Origin of the sequence: Bacillus cereus (genome assembly GCF_002561295.1) — a bacterium.
Taxonomy (GTDB): domain Bacteria; phylum Bacillota; class Bacilli; order Bacillales; family Bacillaceae_G; genus Bacillus_A; species Bacillus_A cereus_S.
On sequence record NZ_NTUG01000003.1, the window covers coordinates 132622 to 148898 of the forward strand.

Sequence of the window (16277 nt, forward strand, 5' to 3'; positions counted from 1 at the left end):
TCCTTTACTTCGCTAACTGTGTTTTCGAATAATCATGAATAAACGCTGTTAAACGTTTCAATGTATCTGGATTTACTTCTGGGAATACACCGTGACCTAAGTTAAATACATAACCAGGTTGCTTCATTCCTTGGTCTAGAATCCCTTTTACATGCTCCTCAATCACGTCCCATGGTGCAAGTAAGAACGAAGGATCCATATTTCCTTGTACCGCTTTATGAATGCCGCGCCCGCGCGCTTCTTCAATCGACAGACGCCAATCAAGTCCAACTACATCAAGAGGAAGGTCATTCCATTCATTTGCTAAATGACCAGCTCCAACGCCGTGCATAATCATCGGAACATTCATTGCGCGAACTTCTGTAAAAATACGCTCCATTGCAGGTTTAATAAATACGCGGTAATCTGCCACATTCAGTGTTCCTACCCAAGAATCAAAGACTTGCACTGCTTTTGCCCCTGCTTTGATTTGTGCTTTCAAATACGTAATCACCATATCTGCAAGTTTATCCATTAAAGCGAACCACGCTTTCGGCTCTGCATACATAAATGCCTTTGTTTTATGATAGTTACGAGAAGGTCCTCCTTCAATCATGTAACTTGCTAATGTAAATGGTGCCCCTGAGAAACCAATTAGCGGAACATCTAACATTTCTGTTGTTAATAAACGAATTGTATCTAATATGTATGGAACATCGTCTTCCGGATGAATTTCACCAAGCTTCTCTACGTCTTGTAAAGAACGGATTGGGTTATCAATCACCGGTCCGATTCCTGATTTAATTTCTACATCAACGCCAATTGCTGGTAGTGGTGACATAATATCTTTATACAGGATTGCTGCGTCAACATTATATTGATCAACTGGAAGCTTTGTAACGTATGCACATAGCTCCGGATTATGTGTAATTTCAAATAAAGAATACTTCTCTTTTATCTTTCTATACTCAGGCTGTGAACGACCTGCTTGTCTCATATACCATGCTGGTACATATTCTGTTTGTTCCCCCATACACGCTTTTAAAAATGTCTCATTTATAGTTCTTACCAAGACCCTTGCTCCCTTCCTTACCTATACGAACCCTATCCGATTATTTATCTTTTTTTACTATACAGCTTGTAAAAACAAATTGCATAACTTTATGTACGTTGTTCATGAAATTGACACAAACGTTCGTAAAACCGCTTACCTTTTTCACAACATTCTTATTATATCACAAGCAAAAACTACGGTTTAGCTACTTTTGTCTTTTCACCCTCTCGATTGGTTTGCGAATTATACGGGACAACATAAAAACTTGGCTTTGCAAATATATTCGTAAACTTGTCTTCATACTGACCAATCCCTTTTACTGTTCCAACGTGAGTATGGACCCCATTCTCAACCTTATAAATTCGGTATATGATTCTTTTATCTTGAAGTGGTTTCCAGCTCAATTTCGTAGTAAACAAACCAAACGGATGAAAGGTTAATTTCGCCTCTATATCTTCAATTCTACTTAGGCGAATTGGTTTCCCAATCGTCTCAACACCCTTTGGCTGCTTAAACTTCGCCTGATCTTGTACGTTCGCTTTCGTTAAAATCTTTTTAAACAATTCTGTCGCAGACGCACTTCCATGATGTAATTGGTGTTCTCTGTCTGTGCGATCATATCCAATCCATACTGCACCTACTAAACTTGGCGTATATCCAACAAACCAAACATCTCTAGCACCTTCCCTTTGATTTGGAAGTGACGTTGTTCCTGTCTTTCCTGCTAGCGCCCCTTTATATTCACCCGCTTTTGCAGTTCCTTCTCTTACAACCCCTTCTAGCATTTTTGTCATATACCATGCCGTTTGTTTTGAAAAAATTTTCGTTTCATTTTTAGACGATTCTCCAATTACCTTCCCATGCCGATCAAGTACCCTCTCAATCACATGTGGCTCAATCATTTTTCCATTTGCCAAAAACGCCCGGTACATCTTTACAAGTTCAAATGGAGAGACGCCTTCTTTCAGCCCGCCAAGTGCCGTACTTAAGCCCGCGTCCGCAATATGGATATTTCCCTTCTCTAAATACTGCTTCCCTTCTTCAACTCCCATTTCATGTAACAACGATACAGCTGGTACATTCGCCGATTCTAACAGTGCATCATACATCGTTACTTCTTTTGCATACCTTTGATTATAATTTCGTGGTTCATACCCTTCAAAAGAGACGCGTTCATTTGTTAATAGAGAATATGGAGAATACTTTTTTGTTTCTAGCGCCGGTGCATAGACTATGAGCGGCTTTAAAACAGAACCTGGCTGCCTTTTCGCAAACACTCGATTAAACCCTCTTGGCACGTACTCTCTCCCGCCAATCGCAGCTTTAATCCCACCAGTCGCATTATCCATTAGTAAAAATGCACCTTGTGCGCCGCTTTCTTTACCAGGAAAGTTTCGTGCATCTTGAAATTGATCGTAAGCTACTTTTTGGATTTTTTCATCCATTGAAACAACAAATGTATAGCCCCCGCGAAGTACCTCTTGATGTGACAGGCCATATAATCTTGCCGCTTCATCTACAACCATATCAACATACGGCATGTATGCGAGTTCTCGTTCATCTAAATTTTTATAAAGCGCGATTGTTTTCCCTTGATAGCGAACACTTTCCTCCGCTGATAAAAAACCTTGTTTATGGAGAAGAGACAATACTAAATCCCGTCTTTCCTTGCTTTTTTCTGGATGGAGGAACGGAGAATATCCATTTGGTGCTTTCGGAAGCCCCGCAAGCATCGCTCCTTCTTCCACTGTTAGTTTTTCTACATCCTTATTAAAATACAATTTTGCTGCCGCCTGAATCCCGTATGCACCATGACCGAAATAAATATGATTCATATACATTTCAAGAAGCTGGTCTTTCGTATAGGTTTGTTCTAATTTAAGAGCGATTGCTACTTCTTTTAATTTACGCGTAAATGTTTTTTCATGCGTTAAAAAAACGTTTTTAACGAGTTGCTGCGTAATCGTGCTACCGCCTTCCACTTTTTCTCGCGCTAAAATATCTTTATACAACGCGCGAAATACAGAAGGATAGTCAATTCCATGATGATTATAAAACCGTGCGTCCTCTACAGCGATAAATGCTTGCTGTACATGTTTCGGAATTTGTGCAATCGGTACAATGTCTCTATTTTCTACATATAATTTTGTAATTTCTTTTCCTCGCTGATCAACGATACGTGATGAAGAGTGGAAAACAAGTTTTTTTTCATCCATCATATGACCACCAGCTAACACAATCAGTTTATAGAGTACAATCGCCACTACAAACACTGCTACGCCGCTCATTAAAATCCACTTTATTTTCTTCATTCGTCGTCCTTCTTTCCAAATGATGGTACATTTATTATTTGGAAAATGATTCTCTTTATGTATATAATCTTCGAACTTTTTTATAAGAGTTGCTATAATAAAGTGAAACTTCCATCAGTGGGGAGCTTCATCCCCCACTGATGGTTAGTTGAACCAATCGGGCTTTTATGGGAAGTTATCCTCCACCTAACTTCCCAGTTTCTCTCTGAGCTTTGAGGTGGGGGACTTACTGCCCGCAAATAGCGGGGTGAAATCAAACTTATAAAGGGGGCATTACAATGAAAGCGATTATTTCATACGAAACACCTCTAGAACAACCACATTTCACTGCAAAAGATAATGAAAAAGATATGTTTTATAAAGAAAATACAGAAGAAACTGCAGAAGGAGCACTTCATTATGATGTGCTAGATGCTGTAGGAGAATTTAAAGGACAACCTGGGTTTATTGTTTGTAACAACATTTCCGTTACAGATGAAGGCCGTCCTGTTTTTGAAAATCGTTTCAAAAACCGTGCAGGACTGATTGAAAACGAACCTGGCTTCCAAGCAATCCGCGTTCTTCGTCCATTAAGTAACGATACATATGTCATTATGACAATGTGGGAAACAGAGCAAAACTTTAAAGATTGGACAGAGTCACGTTCTTTCGAAAATGCACATAAAAAACGCCCTGCACAAGCAAGTGCAGAGCCGCAAAAGAGTATTTTCTCAAGACCTTCTTTTGTGACGACGTTTGATGTACAAGCTTAAATATTAAAAATAGAAACAGCACTTCTTTAATGAAAAGAAGTGCTGTTTTCTATCGCTTATATGAATCGAGTTACATAATCACAGATATTTGTATAGCTTTTGCAAAATGAAACAAGTATATCAACCTTTTCTTAAACACATAAATGCGAAAAACAAGAATTATATTTCTATTTATCATATATATCTAGAGCCTTATGAGCAACACCATGTTGCTTTATCAAAGGCATCTTCAGGGATATAAACTTTATTATCTTTAATTTTATATGGAACATTATTTCTTTCAAGTTTTTCTGTATTCACTGTCTCAACACTATCACCCCATCGTATAAAATCCCCACTGTATCCTTTTTGGAAAAAATACACTATAAAAACTACAAAAAAACATAAAAATAGAGTGCGCTTCTTTTTCAAATTTGTCTCCTCCCCTTTTCACGATATAGATTTTTGACAAAAGTATTTCTTGCACCTTACAATAACTGATTCATATCTCATTTATATATTTTAAAGATAACCATAAGATACATTCTGAAACATACAAAAGCGGAATAATATAATTTTCAACTGCTCTATTATCCGGATTATACTAGCGTTCGTTTTATTTGAGCTTATACCACTCATGTATACAAGCTATATCCTCTTCACGCACATGCTTCAATTCGTAATGACGCCCGGCAACGGTGCAAGCTACCGCTACAATATATGTATACAACTGGTCTTTCTTCTGAAAGTATGATTGCGATTTTGTCATTGCTTGTACATGTCTTCTTTTCACAAAACCTGTATGCTTCGCAATCCCTCTGTGCACAAGCGTTACCTGATCACCTTTTATCGCATAGCCACCCGTTTTATACTTGGCATATCCAAGAATCGTAAAGAATAAAAATAACGGTACTAACGTAAATAAAGCACTATATTGCTGGAAATATACACTTGCTCCTATAATCGGTACCGATGCAAGTCCAAAAATCATCCACGCCATAATGAGATAACGGCGTAGCGCTGCTTTTGGCAAATGTACAATTTCCTCTTCCATTTCATACGGCAACTTTAAATATGTCAACAATTCTTGTACATCCTTTTTCTTCATGAGCGGGTGCAGTATGACATTCATATTCTTTGTATCTATACTTTGAATCACTTCTACTTCCATAGAACAATATCCAAACGGTTGACGAAGAATTCCTTCTTTCATTGTCAGTGCTTGAATCCGGTGCAGTTTTAAAACCATTTCTTTTTTTTCCAGTAGCCCCTGTGAAATACGAATTTCATTTCCATTTCGCTCTACTGTAAAGTTCGCATGTTTTAAAGCATAGCCAATTGTAGAAATAATCCATGAAATGACGATTAAAATAGCACCCATATATACTAACTCATATATACTATTATCTTTCACATACGATTCTACCTTGTCTATTAACCACCTAGGAAGAACGTTATCAAATTGTGTATAAAGGAAAAACAATCCTGAAAATAACAAGCCAAACTGACCAGACGTAATGGACGTTAGCAAAATTTCTTTTGCTGTTAACTGATAAACCGTTGTATTTGGTTCGTCTCGCAAGATTTCCTCTTCTTTTAAAGTCTCCTCAGTTTCTACTTTATTTAATAAGGCGATTAATTCTTTCGCCTCTTCTTCCTTAATACCAGCTAATGTGACCTCTGGTTCACTACCGCCACCAGCCGTCTCAATTTTGAGCTTCGTTAATTCAAAGAGCTGATAAATGATATTTGAACTTTTACTAATTGTTTGCACACGCTCTTTATTTAAATAACTTTCCTTCTTCACAAATACCCCTTGTTTAATATGTAAAATGTTATTTTCGATCCAATATACTTTAAAGTACCATTTCACAAATGAAAATAAGGCTAAAATCAACACAAATCCTACAATAAAAATAGGAAACCAATACCAAGGCTCTACCCCATCTTCATCAAGCAGCACAATAATAATAAGAGGAATTAAACCAGAAATCCTTATATCAAATAAGATCGTAATCGGATGTTGCCTCTTATACATCCTCATCACTCACTTTCGCTAGTTCCCCAATTCGTCGTTTTAACTCTTCTGCTTCTCTCTTTGTTAATCCTGGGATACTATGGGAAGTCGCTGCCGTTGAAATTTGTAATTCTGCTAGCTCATATTTTCTCATAATCGGCCCTTGCTCAATTGTTACGTGTTGGACACGAATCATTGGTACAAGTATACGCTTTACAACAAACATCCCTTTTTGAATTTCAATCTCCTCTTCATCTAACCGGTAACTATAGTACCGCTGACGTAATGCCGGAAAAATAAAATAATCGAGCGGTGCATATACAATCGTTACAGTAACCAATACACCCAACAACCAGCCCCACCAATGAAATTGAATCATGAAAAAGAAATAGGTTAACACAATGCTTACAAGTACTCCTGTCCCAATTAAAGCATGAATCTTCCACACCTTGACCATACTCGGATGAATTTCATTTTCTAATGGCTGCATTTTATCACTCCAAATCAAAAAATCTATGAAATATGTATATTACTTATCTTTCATTGTAATATCTCACAATTATACAAAACAAGGAAAAACGGTCATTTTATGTAAAAATATAGATTATTATTTTTTTACATTGATGTTGGAACAATAATGATGTGTGACGCATAGTATAAAACATATACCGTATCACATACACCAAGAAAAGAGGTGGATGAATGAACACTTTATTGAATTCATTAACGACAGAGCTTAGGAGAGGAACTTTGACGTTAGCTGTTTTAAGTCAATTACAAAAACCCCAGTACGGATATTCACTTGTTCAATTGTTAGAACAATCAGGGATTCATATTGATCAAAGTACTTTATATCCATTGTTACGCCGCTTAGAGAAACAGGAGTTAGTAACAAGTAGCTGGGATACGTCTGAAAGTAGGCCGCGTAAGTACTATGTTCTAAGTGAATATGGTTTAGAAATTTTTTTACAGTTAAAAAGAGAATGGATGGACAATTCTAAAAAACTCTTAGAAGTGTTAAAAGGGGATGAAAATGATGAATCTAATTGAGATTTATATACAAGAAGTAACTCGAAGACTGCCTGAAAAGAATCGTGAAGATATTGCTCTCGAGTTAAGATCAACCATTGAGGATATGTTACTTGATGATTACAGTGAAGAAAATATAAAAGGGGTCCTTGAAACATTAGGGAATCCCGCTATATTAGCTAGAAAATACCGCGATCAACCAATGCATCTTATTGGCCCTCACTATTTTGAGACATACATTACATTATTAAAAATGATTTTACCAATCGCTGCTATTATTTCTCTCATCTCGCTTATTGCTGAATATTTCATTGGATATCATGGCGAAGAAGCAGTCATTACTGTTGTTTTTGATATGATTGGTTTTAGTATAGGGAGAATCGTTGAAGTAGGTATGCACGTCTTTTTCTGGCTGACACTTGTTTTCGCGCTTATTGAACGAGTAGATTATTCGAAAGGGATTCAATCATTCACAACAAAGTTTACAAAATGGACTGCGGACAATTTGAAAGATATATCTTATATTCCCAAGAAAAAAGCGATTACGAAATTAGAAGTATTTGGAAGTTTACTATGGACTGCTATTTGGGCAACCATTTATTTTTATGCAAATCACCTTGTCGGTATGTATCGAGTTAGTAAACACGGACCCGATTTTGTAGTTTCAGCTCTTAATCAAGATGTTTTGCTTCAATATTGGCCCATCGTTCTTATTGTAATCGTTTTGGAAATCGTATTGTCTATTTATAAATTAATAAAAGGGCAATGGACAAAAGGAATCGCAATATTTAATACCGCTCTCCAGCTAATCGGAACCATTGTATTCATAGTAATCGTAACGAATCCACATGTAATGAACCATGATTTTATTACGTATACAGCTGATTTATTCAATATTACTGCTAACCAATTTGAATCGCGGATAATTAGCGGCACAATTTTCATCTTTCTATTATCTGCAGCAATCAATGTATTTGATGGTATCCGCAAGGCTAAAATTCAGTAATTCATATAATGGGGGCTTAGTTCAATAAGCCCCTCCTTGAAAAGCCGGATCTTTAACGTACAAGTGAAGTGCCAAAAACGCTACCCTTTCCTATGATTCTACAGAAAGAATAGCGTTTTTTTCATTTTATGGATACAAATTCACTTTAGCTGAATGAGGATGCTATTTTGTTAGTACATCGACTCTTTACTACAAAATAGTATCCTCATTTTCTCTTTTTCAAACTTCATTCATATATAGTCCTTCTTATAAAAAAAGTAACAGAGCAAATAATAGCCAATCCCATATAATACATCATGGCAACAATACGTAGATTTTCATATACCGTTGGAACTCCTCCAGATATAATTTCAAATATAAAAACAATTCCTGCTCCCAAAAGGATATATAACCATAAAGAAATCATAAAATGGAGTTTACTAGGTAAAATAAAATATTTAAACAATACCTCACCAATCATACACCCAAATAAAACTACAGGAACTCCAACAACAACTGTTATTCGTAGCATATTAATAAAGGCTTCGCCTTCAAAAATATTTGTACCATCGTACAGTTGAAGTATATTCATTGCAATCACTAAACTTAATAAAGAATATAAAAAAGATATGGCGAACTTTTTCACTAGAATTCACCCCATTTTTCAATTACAACATTCATCATTTATATTACCTAAATCCAATCTTACGTACTATGGGAACATATAAAATTAATATTCTTGATTAAGTACCATAGGATTCCAAATGAATTTTCAAAATAATGCTCACTATTTTTATCCCACACTAACGGGCAGTAAAACGAACCTTTTACTTTTCATCATCATCTTCCAGTAATGAATGATTCCATTTCCTTTGTTGCTTCACCATTCAATTGGTGTGATACACCAAACGTTTTGCCCTTTCCGTCCTTATTAATCGCTACGTCAATATCATTTAATAATTTAGTCATATATTCGTATGCTCGCCGCATATCTTCATCGACTGGCTTCCATTGCTTGACGTATTCTGTTCTATCTTTTGCTTTCCCATTAGGGTCAATGTCAGCAGTTCGTACAAATTGGAGATGATCAATTAATGATGTAAGAACAGACAAGTTTCTAAAATCCTTCTTAAGGTCTTCGCCTTCAACTCGAATATATCTTCCCATAGCATTTGAAACGGATGTTGCTTTCAAATAGTAATCGTATCCTTCATCAAATTCTGCATTGGCCCCTCTTGGATCAGGTTCAGAAAATTTATTGACATTATACGCAATCCATTCTTTCGCATTTGTAGGAAAATCAGCTACGTCCCCATCGCTAGCTCCTGATAAATCTTTCCATTCTTTATTCGGTTCAACAACCTTTTTAACAACTTCTACTTTTGGGCTTGCTTTTGGCTTTTCATCCGCTTTCGTCAATGTATACGCTATGAATAAACCTCCAGCAACAACGAAGGCTCCAATTACAAATACTGTTTTAAATTTCATTTTTTATCCTTCTCTTTCTCCCATAATCTTTTCCCCATTTAACAGTATCATATAAAAATTGTTATTTTAAGATAAATTATCCTTTTTATTGAAATGGAACTTATATAAGCTTAGAATGATGGACATGGCGGTACCCCGATATACAAAAAAGAGAGCAGATATGCATCCCCCTCTTGTGTCTAACCAATATTATTCTTGCTCGTCCAGAATTTTTTCAAACGCAGCAGATACTTTTTCAAATTCCTCGTCACTCTCAATGTATGAGAATTCGTTATCTTCTTCTACTTTTAAAAAGAAGATATCGATGTCTTCCTCTGTTTCCGTTTGAATGTCTTCTACAAAGCCAACCGCAATGTATTCTGCTCCTTCAACATTCATCGTTCCGAGCACTTCAACTTCCTGCTCCTCATTACTCTCATCGCTAAGTGTAAAAATTTCGCCTACTTCAATTTCTGACATATTCATTCTCCTCCTGTTATACGCTAAAAATAGAACGTTCAAATCACATACTTACTAGTATATCTTTCCATAAAAAATCAAATTCATGCGTAAAGAACAACAATTTCTTGCTGCTTCAGCGTAAGAATCCAACTAAAAGTATATCATCTACGAATAGGAATGAATACATTTTGGGCTCTCATCACATACCTATCAACTTTAGAAATCGGTTGCCCCTAAAAAGAAATGTTTTTCTTTTGTTCTTTCTTATTCTTATACCAATCTCTCATACAATCTGCATCCTCTAAGCGCATATGCTCTAACTTATAATTTGTGGATGCACTAGAGAAAGTCTGCGAACACAAATGAGCTCCGCGCTGAAAATAAGACTGTGTTTTCTCGATTGATTGTACATGTCTTCTTCTTACTAATCCTGTATATTTAGCAATGTTACGATACACAAGCGTTAACTGTTCATCTTCTACCCTGTAACCACCTGCACGGAATGTTGCATAACCAAGTGATAAAATCAATACAAACAGAGGTAACAGTGTCCAAATCATAAAGTATTTTTCAAAATATATACTTGCGCCTGTAATCGGAACTGCTACTATACAAAAGAAAAGAAAACCTTCTAGCAAATAGCGGCGCAGTGCCGTTTTTGGCAAGGCTGTAATATTAGGATTTAGTTCATATGGCAACTGCAGGTGAGCAAGTAATTCTGCGACGCGGTCTTTTCGAATAACCGGATGGAGTGTAACATTCTCCTCACCTTTTTCATTGTTTTGAATGACTTCCACATGAACAGAGCAGTAACCAAATGGTTGACGGAATATCCCTTCTTTTATCGTAATTCCTTGAATGCGGTGCAGCTTTAACACAAGTTCTTTTCTTTCGAGAAGCCCTTGTGAAATGCGAACTTCATCATTTTTCCGGTGCACGGTAAAATTCGCGTGCTTTAAAGCGTAACCGAACGTAGACACAATCCAAGAAACAACAAGCAAGATTGCAACCATATAAATCCAACCGTACACATCATGATCCATTACATATGCTTCCACTTTCTCTTTCATCCATCTCGGGATATATTCATCTACTTGAGAATATACAAAGAATAATAGAGAGAACAATAAGCCAAATTGACCAGATGTCACAGAGGCTAATAAAATTTCTTTCCAAGTCAACTTATACTCTGTTTTATTTTCCTCTTCTGCATGAATCTCTGAAGTGTTCTCTTCTATTTTGGCACGCTCTTCTGCCGGTTCATTTAACATCGTAATTAATGTTTTCGCCTCGTCAATTGTAATACCAGCTAAACTTACTTCAGGCTCGTCACCACCGCCAGCTGTTTCAATTTTCAGCTTCGTTAAACCTAATACTTGATATAGCATGCCTGAATTTGTATGAATCGTCTGGACACGTTCTTTATTCAAATAACTTTCCTTTTTTACAAACAAGCCTTGTTTAATATGTAGTACATCGTTTTCAATCCAATACACTTTATAGTACCAACCGACAATAACAGAGACGATTGAAATCACTAAGAAGCCGATCGGTACGAGATACCAAAATGGAAATTTCCCTTTTAAACTAAACAGAAAAATAATGAATGGTATAAAATCTTTTATTTTTAATTCCAATAAAATCGTGATTGGATGCTGCCTCTTATACATCCTCATCACTCACCTTCGCAAGTTCTCCAATTTGTCGTTTCAATTGTTCTGCTTCTCTCATCTTCAATCCTGGAATACTATGAGAAGTCGCGGCAGTTGAAATCTGTAATTCTGCTAGATCATACTTTCTCATAATCGGACCTTGCTTAATAGTAACGTGTTGTACGCGAATCATGGGAACTAATACACGTTTAACTGTAAACATACCGTGCTGAATTTCTAATTCTTCTTCATTTAATTGATAACTATGATAACGCTGACGTATTTTTTGTAAAAGAAAATACTCAAACGGTGTATACACAATCGTAATTCCAATCAATGTATAAAAAATCCATCCCCACCAATTAAATTGAATCATGAAAAAGAGATAAGCAAGAATCACTAATATACTTATACCCAGTTCAATTAAAACAACAGTCTTCCAAACTTTGACCATATCAGGATGAATTTCATTTTCCAATGGCTGCATCTAATCACTCCAAATCTAGAAATCTAATATACGAATTCCCCCCATTTTAACATTTTACATAAAATTACATAGAAATAGCAATCTATAGCAATTAAATTTTATCGGCGCAAATTCAAATATATCGGCGATTCGACATAGGATATCGACCATTCGGCAAATAGCGACACAAAAACAAAAATCTATTGTCTTTCATTTCCCGAAACTCTGAAAAAGCTTCCACAAAATGTGAAAGCTTTCTTCAAATGTACACGTCTATTTAGTTTTAACACTTAAGTTGCTATGAAAATAAAAGCAGACTGCTTCTTGTTCTCTCCTTTTGTTTTCACATGGCATGGGGCAAAAAAAGGTCCTGACCGCTTCTCTGCTCAGCCGGACGCTCTCTCCCACCTAAAAAGAAAGGTTTTATATCTTTTATATACGTATTCCCTGTCTCTGCAACAATCGCAAACGATAACAATTCATCGTCACCTCGCCAAGTCGCTGCAACAATTGATAGTTCGCATACGCTCCGACCGGGGCACCAATTATCGGGACGAGCTGGAGCATCTTCGCTAAATCAATATAATCGCGGTACTCTTGCTGAAATTTCTCCCAGTCCATATGATTTTCTTTCTCTGTGTCCCATGTTTCGATTGCTTTCCATATTTCCTTGCGATGATCATCACTTGAAAAAGCAAGCTGAAAGACGTGCAGGATAAAGAGGCGCTCTTCTTCTTTGCTCGTATCGAATCCATACAAAGTTGCGGCATCGAATAAAAATTTAATTTTAATGCTGAGCAGGAGCGGAAAATCAGCAAGGCCTAATAGAATGCCACCAGCTCCTGTTCCGGCGCCTTCTGCTGCGGCAATCTTTTTATATTCGTCCATTTTCTTTCGCACTTCTTCATCTCTTCGTTGCAAAGACCAATCTGTTTCTTTTAACTTCGGTTTTATAAAATTGGATCCGGCACTAATCCCTTGGACCATCTTTTTTATCGTTTCTGTTAGCACATTTTGCACTTTTTCCGGAATTAACTGTTGCACTTTCGTTTGTACCTTTTTCGAAAACCGATTCATCATAGAAGAATTTTTTATGATTGTATGTTTCCACTGCTGCAACTCTTTTATGACCTTCTCTTCATAATCAGTCATAATTTCATTCCTTTCAGCTTAAACGTTCAATACGCTTTGCGCCGTATTGATATACAAAAGCAATACTAAAGGCAATGCTAACAGCAAATAAAACACAAGTCATGATGATATCTTTTGTTGCGAACGCAAATATGATTGTAAATACAATACTTCCAATACATAAAATTGCACGCAGCAGTTTCAGAAAATCTTTTTTCTTTTCTTCAGCTGTCACTGGATATAGGTCAAGCCAAAGTTTTAAGCGATGGTGTTTCCAAAGGCTTAATAGTTGATAACCAATTAAGTATAGAAATACGATACTGACAACGAAACGACCATAGAAAAACGGTATAAAGTAAAGAATGACTCCACCGATGGCAAGTAAGCGCATATAGAGACCGAAGTAGTTTCCTGATCTTAAAAATGTACGTGTATATAAATATAGATAGGTACGGTTTTCACCAATCATCGAAAGGACAAAATCAAGCCATTTTCGGCGTGATACGCGTTCCTTTAATGCTGGTACATCGACAAACATGTTCGCAATGCGGTACAGAAGCATCATTTTCTTGCCTTCTTCTGCAATTAAGTATTCCCAGTTTAACGGTTTTCCTTTTACCTTTTGATGCATGAAAGCAAGGTAGATAACCATTACAAAGAGAATGACTCCGATGTAAATGACTGACGTACGCTCAACAAGGAAGTATACAAATAATCCGTTGCATAAAAAGCGAATAAACCAATCCGCGCGCTGCATGCCTTGATCTGTTAAAAATGATTTTTCCCACGCTACAAATAAATTCCATGCTTTAACGATAACAAGCGCGACCACAATCCATATGTACGCCCCTCCCGTTTGTTTCATCTGCTGGAAATAGAGCGGAGCGAGTGCGGCAGATACAATTGCGATTACATATAGCTGAATCATAAATGTAAAAAGAAACGCCTTCGTAAAATACGGTTTTAGCTTTTCTTCAACTGGAAGCAAGTACACAAGATCCGCTTCTTTTAATAACGTTTGAATCGATCCTGCTGTTAATACAAGTCCTAATAGTACCGCCATAACGAGCGCAGTTGGAAATGAAGGAGTCAGTGTTTCCAGCCATTGTTGGTAATAAAACGCACCGGCGCCAATGATAAATATAAAAATAAATTTTAGATGATCATTAAAAACATATTTACTATATGTACGAACTTCCTTTAAAAAATATTTAAATCGTTCTTTCCATAACGCTTTACTATTCATAATCTTCTTCCTTTGTTAATGCAATATAAATATCATCTAGCGTCGCACCCGGCATGTTAAACTCTGATTGCAACTCTGCTAGCGTTCCCTTCGCCCTTACTTCACCTTGATGTAAAATAATAAAGGAATCACAATAACGCTCCGCGGTCGCTAAAATATGGGTACTCATTAAAATACCAGCGCCGCTCTTTTTCATCTTGTCCATCATTTGTAGCAATGATTGAATCGCTAATGGATCGAGTCCAACGAAAGGTTCATCGACAATATACAATGACGGTTCCACAAGAAACGCACTCATAATCATTACTTTTTGCTTCATTCCTTTTGAAAAATGAGCCGGGAACCATTTTAAACGATTCGACATTCGAAATTCTTTTAATAATTGCCCCACGCGTTCTTCATATTGCTTCTCATCAAGACCATATGCCATTGCTGTTAACTTTAAATGTTCTTCTAACGTTAATTCATCATATAATACAGGTGTTTCTGGAATGAACGAAAAGCTAGATCGATACGCTGTCATATCTTCCCTGATACTTTTTCCATTAATTGTTACCTTCCCTTTTTTCGGTTCCATTAACCCGATAATATGTTTAATCGTCGTACTTTTCCCAGCTCCATTTAAGCCGATTAAGCCAACAAGTTCACCTTTATTAACAGAAAATGAAACATCTTGCAGCACCGGCCGTTTTGTATATCCTCCTGTGACATTTTCCACACGTAATAACTGTTCCATATGACACCACTTTCTTCATTATATTCATTTGTTTGTATTCCATCATAATGTATACTTTCATCTTATCAAAAAACAAAGGATACTACATAGTACCGAATTTCTTCAAAAAAAATTTAAATTTCTTTGTATACCTTTTCCGAAACGGGACATCATAATTAGTGAAGAAGGAATACATTGAAAAAGCAGCCACCAAGTTGATGAATACAGCCTAGCGAAATCATCATGAAATGGGGTGTCCATAATGGACAAAGAAAATTTACACGAAACCAGATAATTTGTTTCATTTTAGAAACGGGGTGTCTCGAGGAGAGTATATACTGTTTTATAAAATAAACAATTTCATTTTATAAAGGATAATCATTTCATTGCAAATGGGGTGTCTAAGGCAGAATACGAGCCGAATTGTCACATATTTCCTAAATAAATGAGGTGTCTGCGAACGGTAGATTATAAAAATGCTTTTTCAATCCCTCTTCAGAAAACAGGAAGCTGAGTCAGCTTCCTGTTTTTCGTATTTGTTCTCCTATGTAAGTATGGTAAAATACGGCTAAGACCTACTTGAAAGGATGAGAATAATGAACCACACAGCGGATAATTGTATTTTTTGTAAAATTATTGAAGGACAAATTCCTTGCTCAAAAGTATATGAAGATGAACATGTACTTGCATTTCTAGATATTAGCCAAGTGACAAAAGGACATACACTCGTTATTCCAAAAGTACATAAACAAGACATTTTTGCTTTAACGCCAGAAGTTGCATCACACATTTTTTCTGTCGTTCCGAAAATTGCCAATGCGATGAAATCTGAATTTAATCCAGTCGGCTTTAACCTATTAAATAACAACGGTGAAAAAGCTGGACAAACTGTATTCCACTTCCACCTTCATTTAATTCCACGCTACGGTGAAAACGATGGTTTTGGCGCTGTTTGGAAATCACACCAAAATGAATATACGACGGAAAATTTACAAAACATCGCAAGTACCATTGCAAATAGTGTAAAATAG

The 16277-nt window shown here is 36.4% G+C and carries 17 protein-coding genes; 4 read left to right on the forward strand and 13 right to left on the reverse strand.

What is annotated here, in order from left to right; all coding sequences use genetic code 11:
• Window positions 1-4 precede the first annotated feature (4 nt).
• Both hemE and CN373_RS02655 read right to left on the reverse strand, forming a co-directional pair.
• The gene (gene hemE, locus CN373_RS02650; protein WP_098358784.1) at window positions 5-1051 is read right to left on the reverse strand and encodes a uroporphyrinogen decarboxylase; all 1047 of its coding nucleotides are present in this window, start codon (window positions 1049-1051) and stop codon (window positions 5-7) included.
• Window positions 1052-1227: 176 nt separating this feature from the next.
• Window positions 1228-3345, reverse strand: a complete 2118-nt coding sequence (locus CN373_RS02655; RefSeq protein ID WP_098358785.1) for a transglycosylase domain-containing protein — start codon at window positions 3343-3345, stop codon at window positions 1228-1230.
• A gap of 278 nt (window positions 3346-3623) precedes the next feature.
• Between CN373_RS02655 and CN373_RS02665 the strand changes: the two genes are divergently transcribed.
• Window positions 3624-4097, forward strand: coding sequence for an antibiotic biosynthesis monooxygenase family protein (locus CN373_RS02665; protein ID WP_000644091.1), 474 nt, complete (start codon window positions 3624-3626; stop codon window positions 4095-4097).
• A 192-nt stretch (window positions 4098-4289) separates the two neighbouring features.
• On the opposite strand, the gene CN373_RS02670 is transcribed toward CN373_RS02665, so the two are convergent.
• From CN373_RS02670 to CN373_RS02680, 3 genes are all read right to left on the reverse strand, one after another.
• A complete protein-coding gene (locus CN373_RS02670; protein WP_000730297.1) occupies window positions 4290-4508 on the reverse strand; it encodes a hypothetical protein in 219 nt (72 codons plus the stop codon).
• A gap of 184 nt (window positions 4509-4692) precedes the next feature.
• Window positions 4693-6114 carry a PH domain-containing protein gene (locus tag CN373_RS02675; RefSeq protein ID WP_098358786.1) on the reverse strand — a complete coding sequence of 474 codons (1422 nt, stop codon included), beginning with the start codon at window positions 6112-6114 and terminating at the stop codon, window positions 4693-4695.
• The gene (locus CN373_RS02680; protein ID WP_001182694.1) at window positions 6107-6583 is read right to left on the reverse strand and encodes a PH domain-containing protein; all 477 of its coding nucleotides are present in this window, start codon (window positions 6581-6583) and stop codon (window positions 6107-6109) included. Before CN373_RS02680 ends, CN373_RS02675 begins: the two co-directional genes overlap by 8 nt.
• A gap of 212 nt (window positions 6584-6795) precedes the next feature.
• Between CN373_RS02680 and CN373_RS02685 the strand changes: the two genes are divergently transcribed.
• Entirely contained in the window at window positions 6796-7143 is a 348-nt protein-coding gene (locus CN373_RS02685) for a PadR family transcriptional regulator (RefSeq protein WP_098358787.1), read from the forward strand.
• A complete protein-coding gene (locus CN373_RS02690; protein WP_098358788.1) occupies window positions 7130-8128 on the forward strand; it encodes an HAAS signaling domain-containing protein in 999 nt (332 codons plus the stop codon). Before CN373_RS02685 ends, CN373_RS02690 begins: the two co-directional genes overlap by 14 nt.
• Before the next feature lie 226 nt (window positions 8129-8354).
• On the opposite strand, the gene CN373_RS02695 is transcribed toward CN373_RS02690, so the two are convergent.
• From CN373_RS02695 to ecsA, 8 genes are all read right to left on the reverse strand, one after another.
• Window positions 8355-8753: a hypothetical protein gene (locus CN373_RS02695; RefSeq protein ID WP_098358789.1), complete on the reverse strand. Its 399-nt coding sequence runs from the start codon at window positions 8751-8753 to the stop codon at window positions 8355-8357.
• A gap of 194 nt (window positions 8754-8947) precedes the next feature.
• The gene (locus CN373_RS02700; RefSeq protein WP_165770699.1) at window positions 8948-9595 is read right to left on the reverse strand and encodes a hypothetical protein; all 648 of its coding nucleotides are present in this window, start codon (window positions 9593-9595) and stop codon (window positions 8948-8950) included.
• 189 nt (window positions 9596-9784) lie between these two features.
• Window positions 9785-10060 carry a DUF1292 domain-containing protein gene (locus CN373_RS02705; RefSeq protein WP_176540893.1) on the reverse strand — a complete coding sequence of 92 codons (276 nt, stop codon included), beginning with the start codon at window positions 10058-10060 and terminating at the stop codon, window positions 9785-9787.
• A 209-nt stretch (window positions 10061-10269) separates the two neighbouring features.
• The gene (locus CN373_RS02710; protein WP_098358790.1) at window positions 10270-11706 is read right to left on the reverse strand and encodes a PH domain-containing protein; all 1437 of its coding nucleotides are present in this window, start codon (window positions 11704-11706) and stop codon (window positions 10270-10272) included.
• Window positions 11699-12175: a PH domain-containing protein gene (locus CN373_RS02715; protein ID WP_001182693.1), complete on the reverse strand. Its 477-nt coding sequence runs from the start codon at window positions 12173-12175 to the stop codon at window positions 11699-11701. Before CN373_RS02715 ends, CN373_RS02710 begins: the two co-directional genes overlap by 8 nt.
• 411 nt (window positions 12176-12586) lie before the next feature.
• Window positions 12587-13306 (reverse strand): EcsC family protein, encoded by a 720-nt coding sequence (locus CN373_RS02720; protein WP_000133166.1) that lies wholly within the window; start codon window positions 13304-13306, stop codon window positions 12587-12589.
• Between the two features lie 13 nt (window positions 13307-13319).
• Window positions 13320-14531 (reverse strand): ABC transporter permease, encoded by a 1212-nt coding sequence (locus CN373_RS02725; protein WP_001084986.1) that lies wholly within the window; start codon window positions 14529-14531, stop codon window positions 13320-13322.
• Window positions 14524-15267, reverse strand: a complete 744-nt coding sequence (gene ecsA / locus CN373_RS02730; protein ID WP_000436715.1) for an ABC transporter ATP-binding protein EcsA — start codon at window positions 15265-15267, stop codon at window positions 14524-14526. The genes CN373_RS02725 and ecsA overlap by 8 nt, the downstream gene beginning before the upstream one ends.
• Before the next feature lie 575 nt (window positions 15268-15842).
• Between ecsA and CN373_RS02735 the strand changes: the two genes are divergently transcribed.
• Window positions 15843-16277: an HIT family protein gene (locus CN373_RS02735; RefSeq protein ID WP_001016845.1), complete on the forward strand. Its 435-nt coding sequence runs from the start codon at window positions 15843-15845 to the stop codon at window positions 16275-16277.

Excerpts from the sequence above, each read along its gene's own strand:
- CN373_RS02655 (WP_098358785.1), bottom strand. The coding sequence starts at position 3,345 with ATGAAGAAAATAAAGTGGATTTTAATGAGCGGCGTAGCAGTGTTTGTA.
- CN373_RS02665 (WP_000644091.1), top strand. The coding sequence starts at position 3,624 with ATGAAAGCGATTATTTCATACGAAACACCTCTAGAACAACCACATTTC.
- CN373_RS02675 (WP_098358786.1), bottom strand. The coding sequence starts at position 6,114 with ATGTATAAGAGGCAACATCCGATTACGATCTTATTTGATATAAGGATT.
- CN373_RS02680 (WP_001182694.1), bottom strand. The coding sequence starts at position 6,583 with ATGCAGCCATTAGAAAATGAAATTCATCCGAGTATGGTCAAGGTGTGG.
- CN373_RS02685 (WP_098358787.1), top strand. The coding sequence starts at position 6,796 with ATGAACACTTTATTGAATTCATTAACGACAGAGCTTAGGAGAGGAACT.
- CN373_RS02690 (WP_098358788.1), top strand. The coding sequence starts at position 7,130 with ATGAATCTAATTGAGATTTATATACAAGAAGTAACTCGAAGACTGCCT.
- CN373_RS02700 (WP_165770699.1), bottom strand. The coding sequence starts at position 9,595 with ATGAAATTTAAAACAGTATTTGTAATTGGAGCCTTCGTTGTTGCTGGA.
- CN373_RS02705 (WP_176540893.1), bottom strand. The coding sequence starts at position 10,060 with ATGAATATGTCAGAAATTGAAGTAGGCGAAATTTTTACACTTAGCGAT.
- CN373_RS02710 (WP_098358790.1), bottom strand. The coding sequence starts at position 11,706 with ATGTATAAGAGGCAGCATCCAATCACGATTTTATTGGAATTAAAAATA.
- CN373_RS02715 (WP_001182693.1), bottom strand. The coding sequence starts at position 12,175 with ATGCAGCCATTGGAAAATGAAATTCATCCTGATATGGTCAAAGTTTGG.
- CN373_RS02720 (WP_000133166.1), bottom strand. The coding sequence starts at position 13,306 with ATGACTGATTATGAAGAGAAGGTCATAAAAGAGTTGCAGCAGTGGAAA.
- CN373_RS02725 (WP_001084986.1), bottom strand. The coding sequence starts at position 14,531 with ATGAATAGTAAAGCGTTATGGAAAGAACGATTTAAATATTTTTTAAAG.
- ecsA (WP_000436715.1), bottom strand. The coding sequence starts at position 15,267 with ATGGAACAGTTATTACGTGTGGAAAATGTCACAGGAGGATATACAAAA.
- CN373_RS02735 (WP_001016845.1), top strand. The coding sequence starts at position 15,843 with ATGAACCACACAGCGGATAATTGTATTTTTTGTAAAATTATTGAAGGA.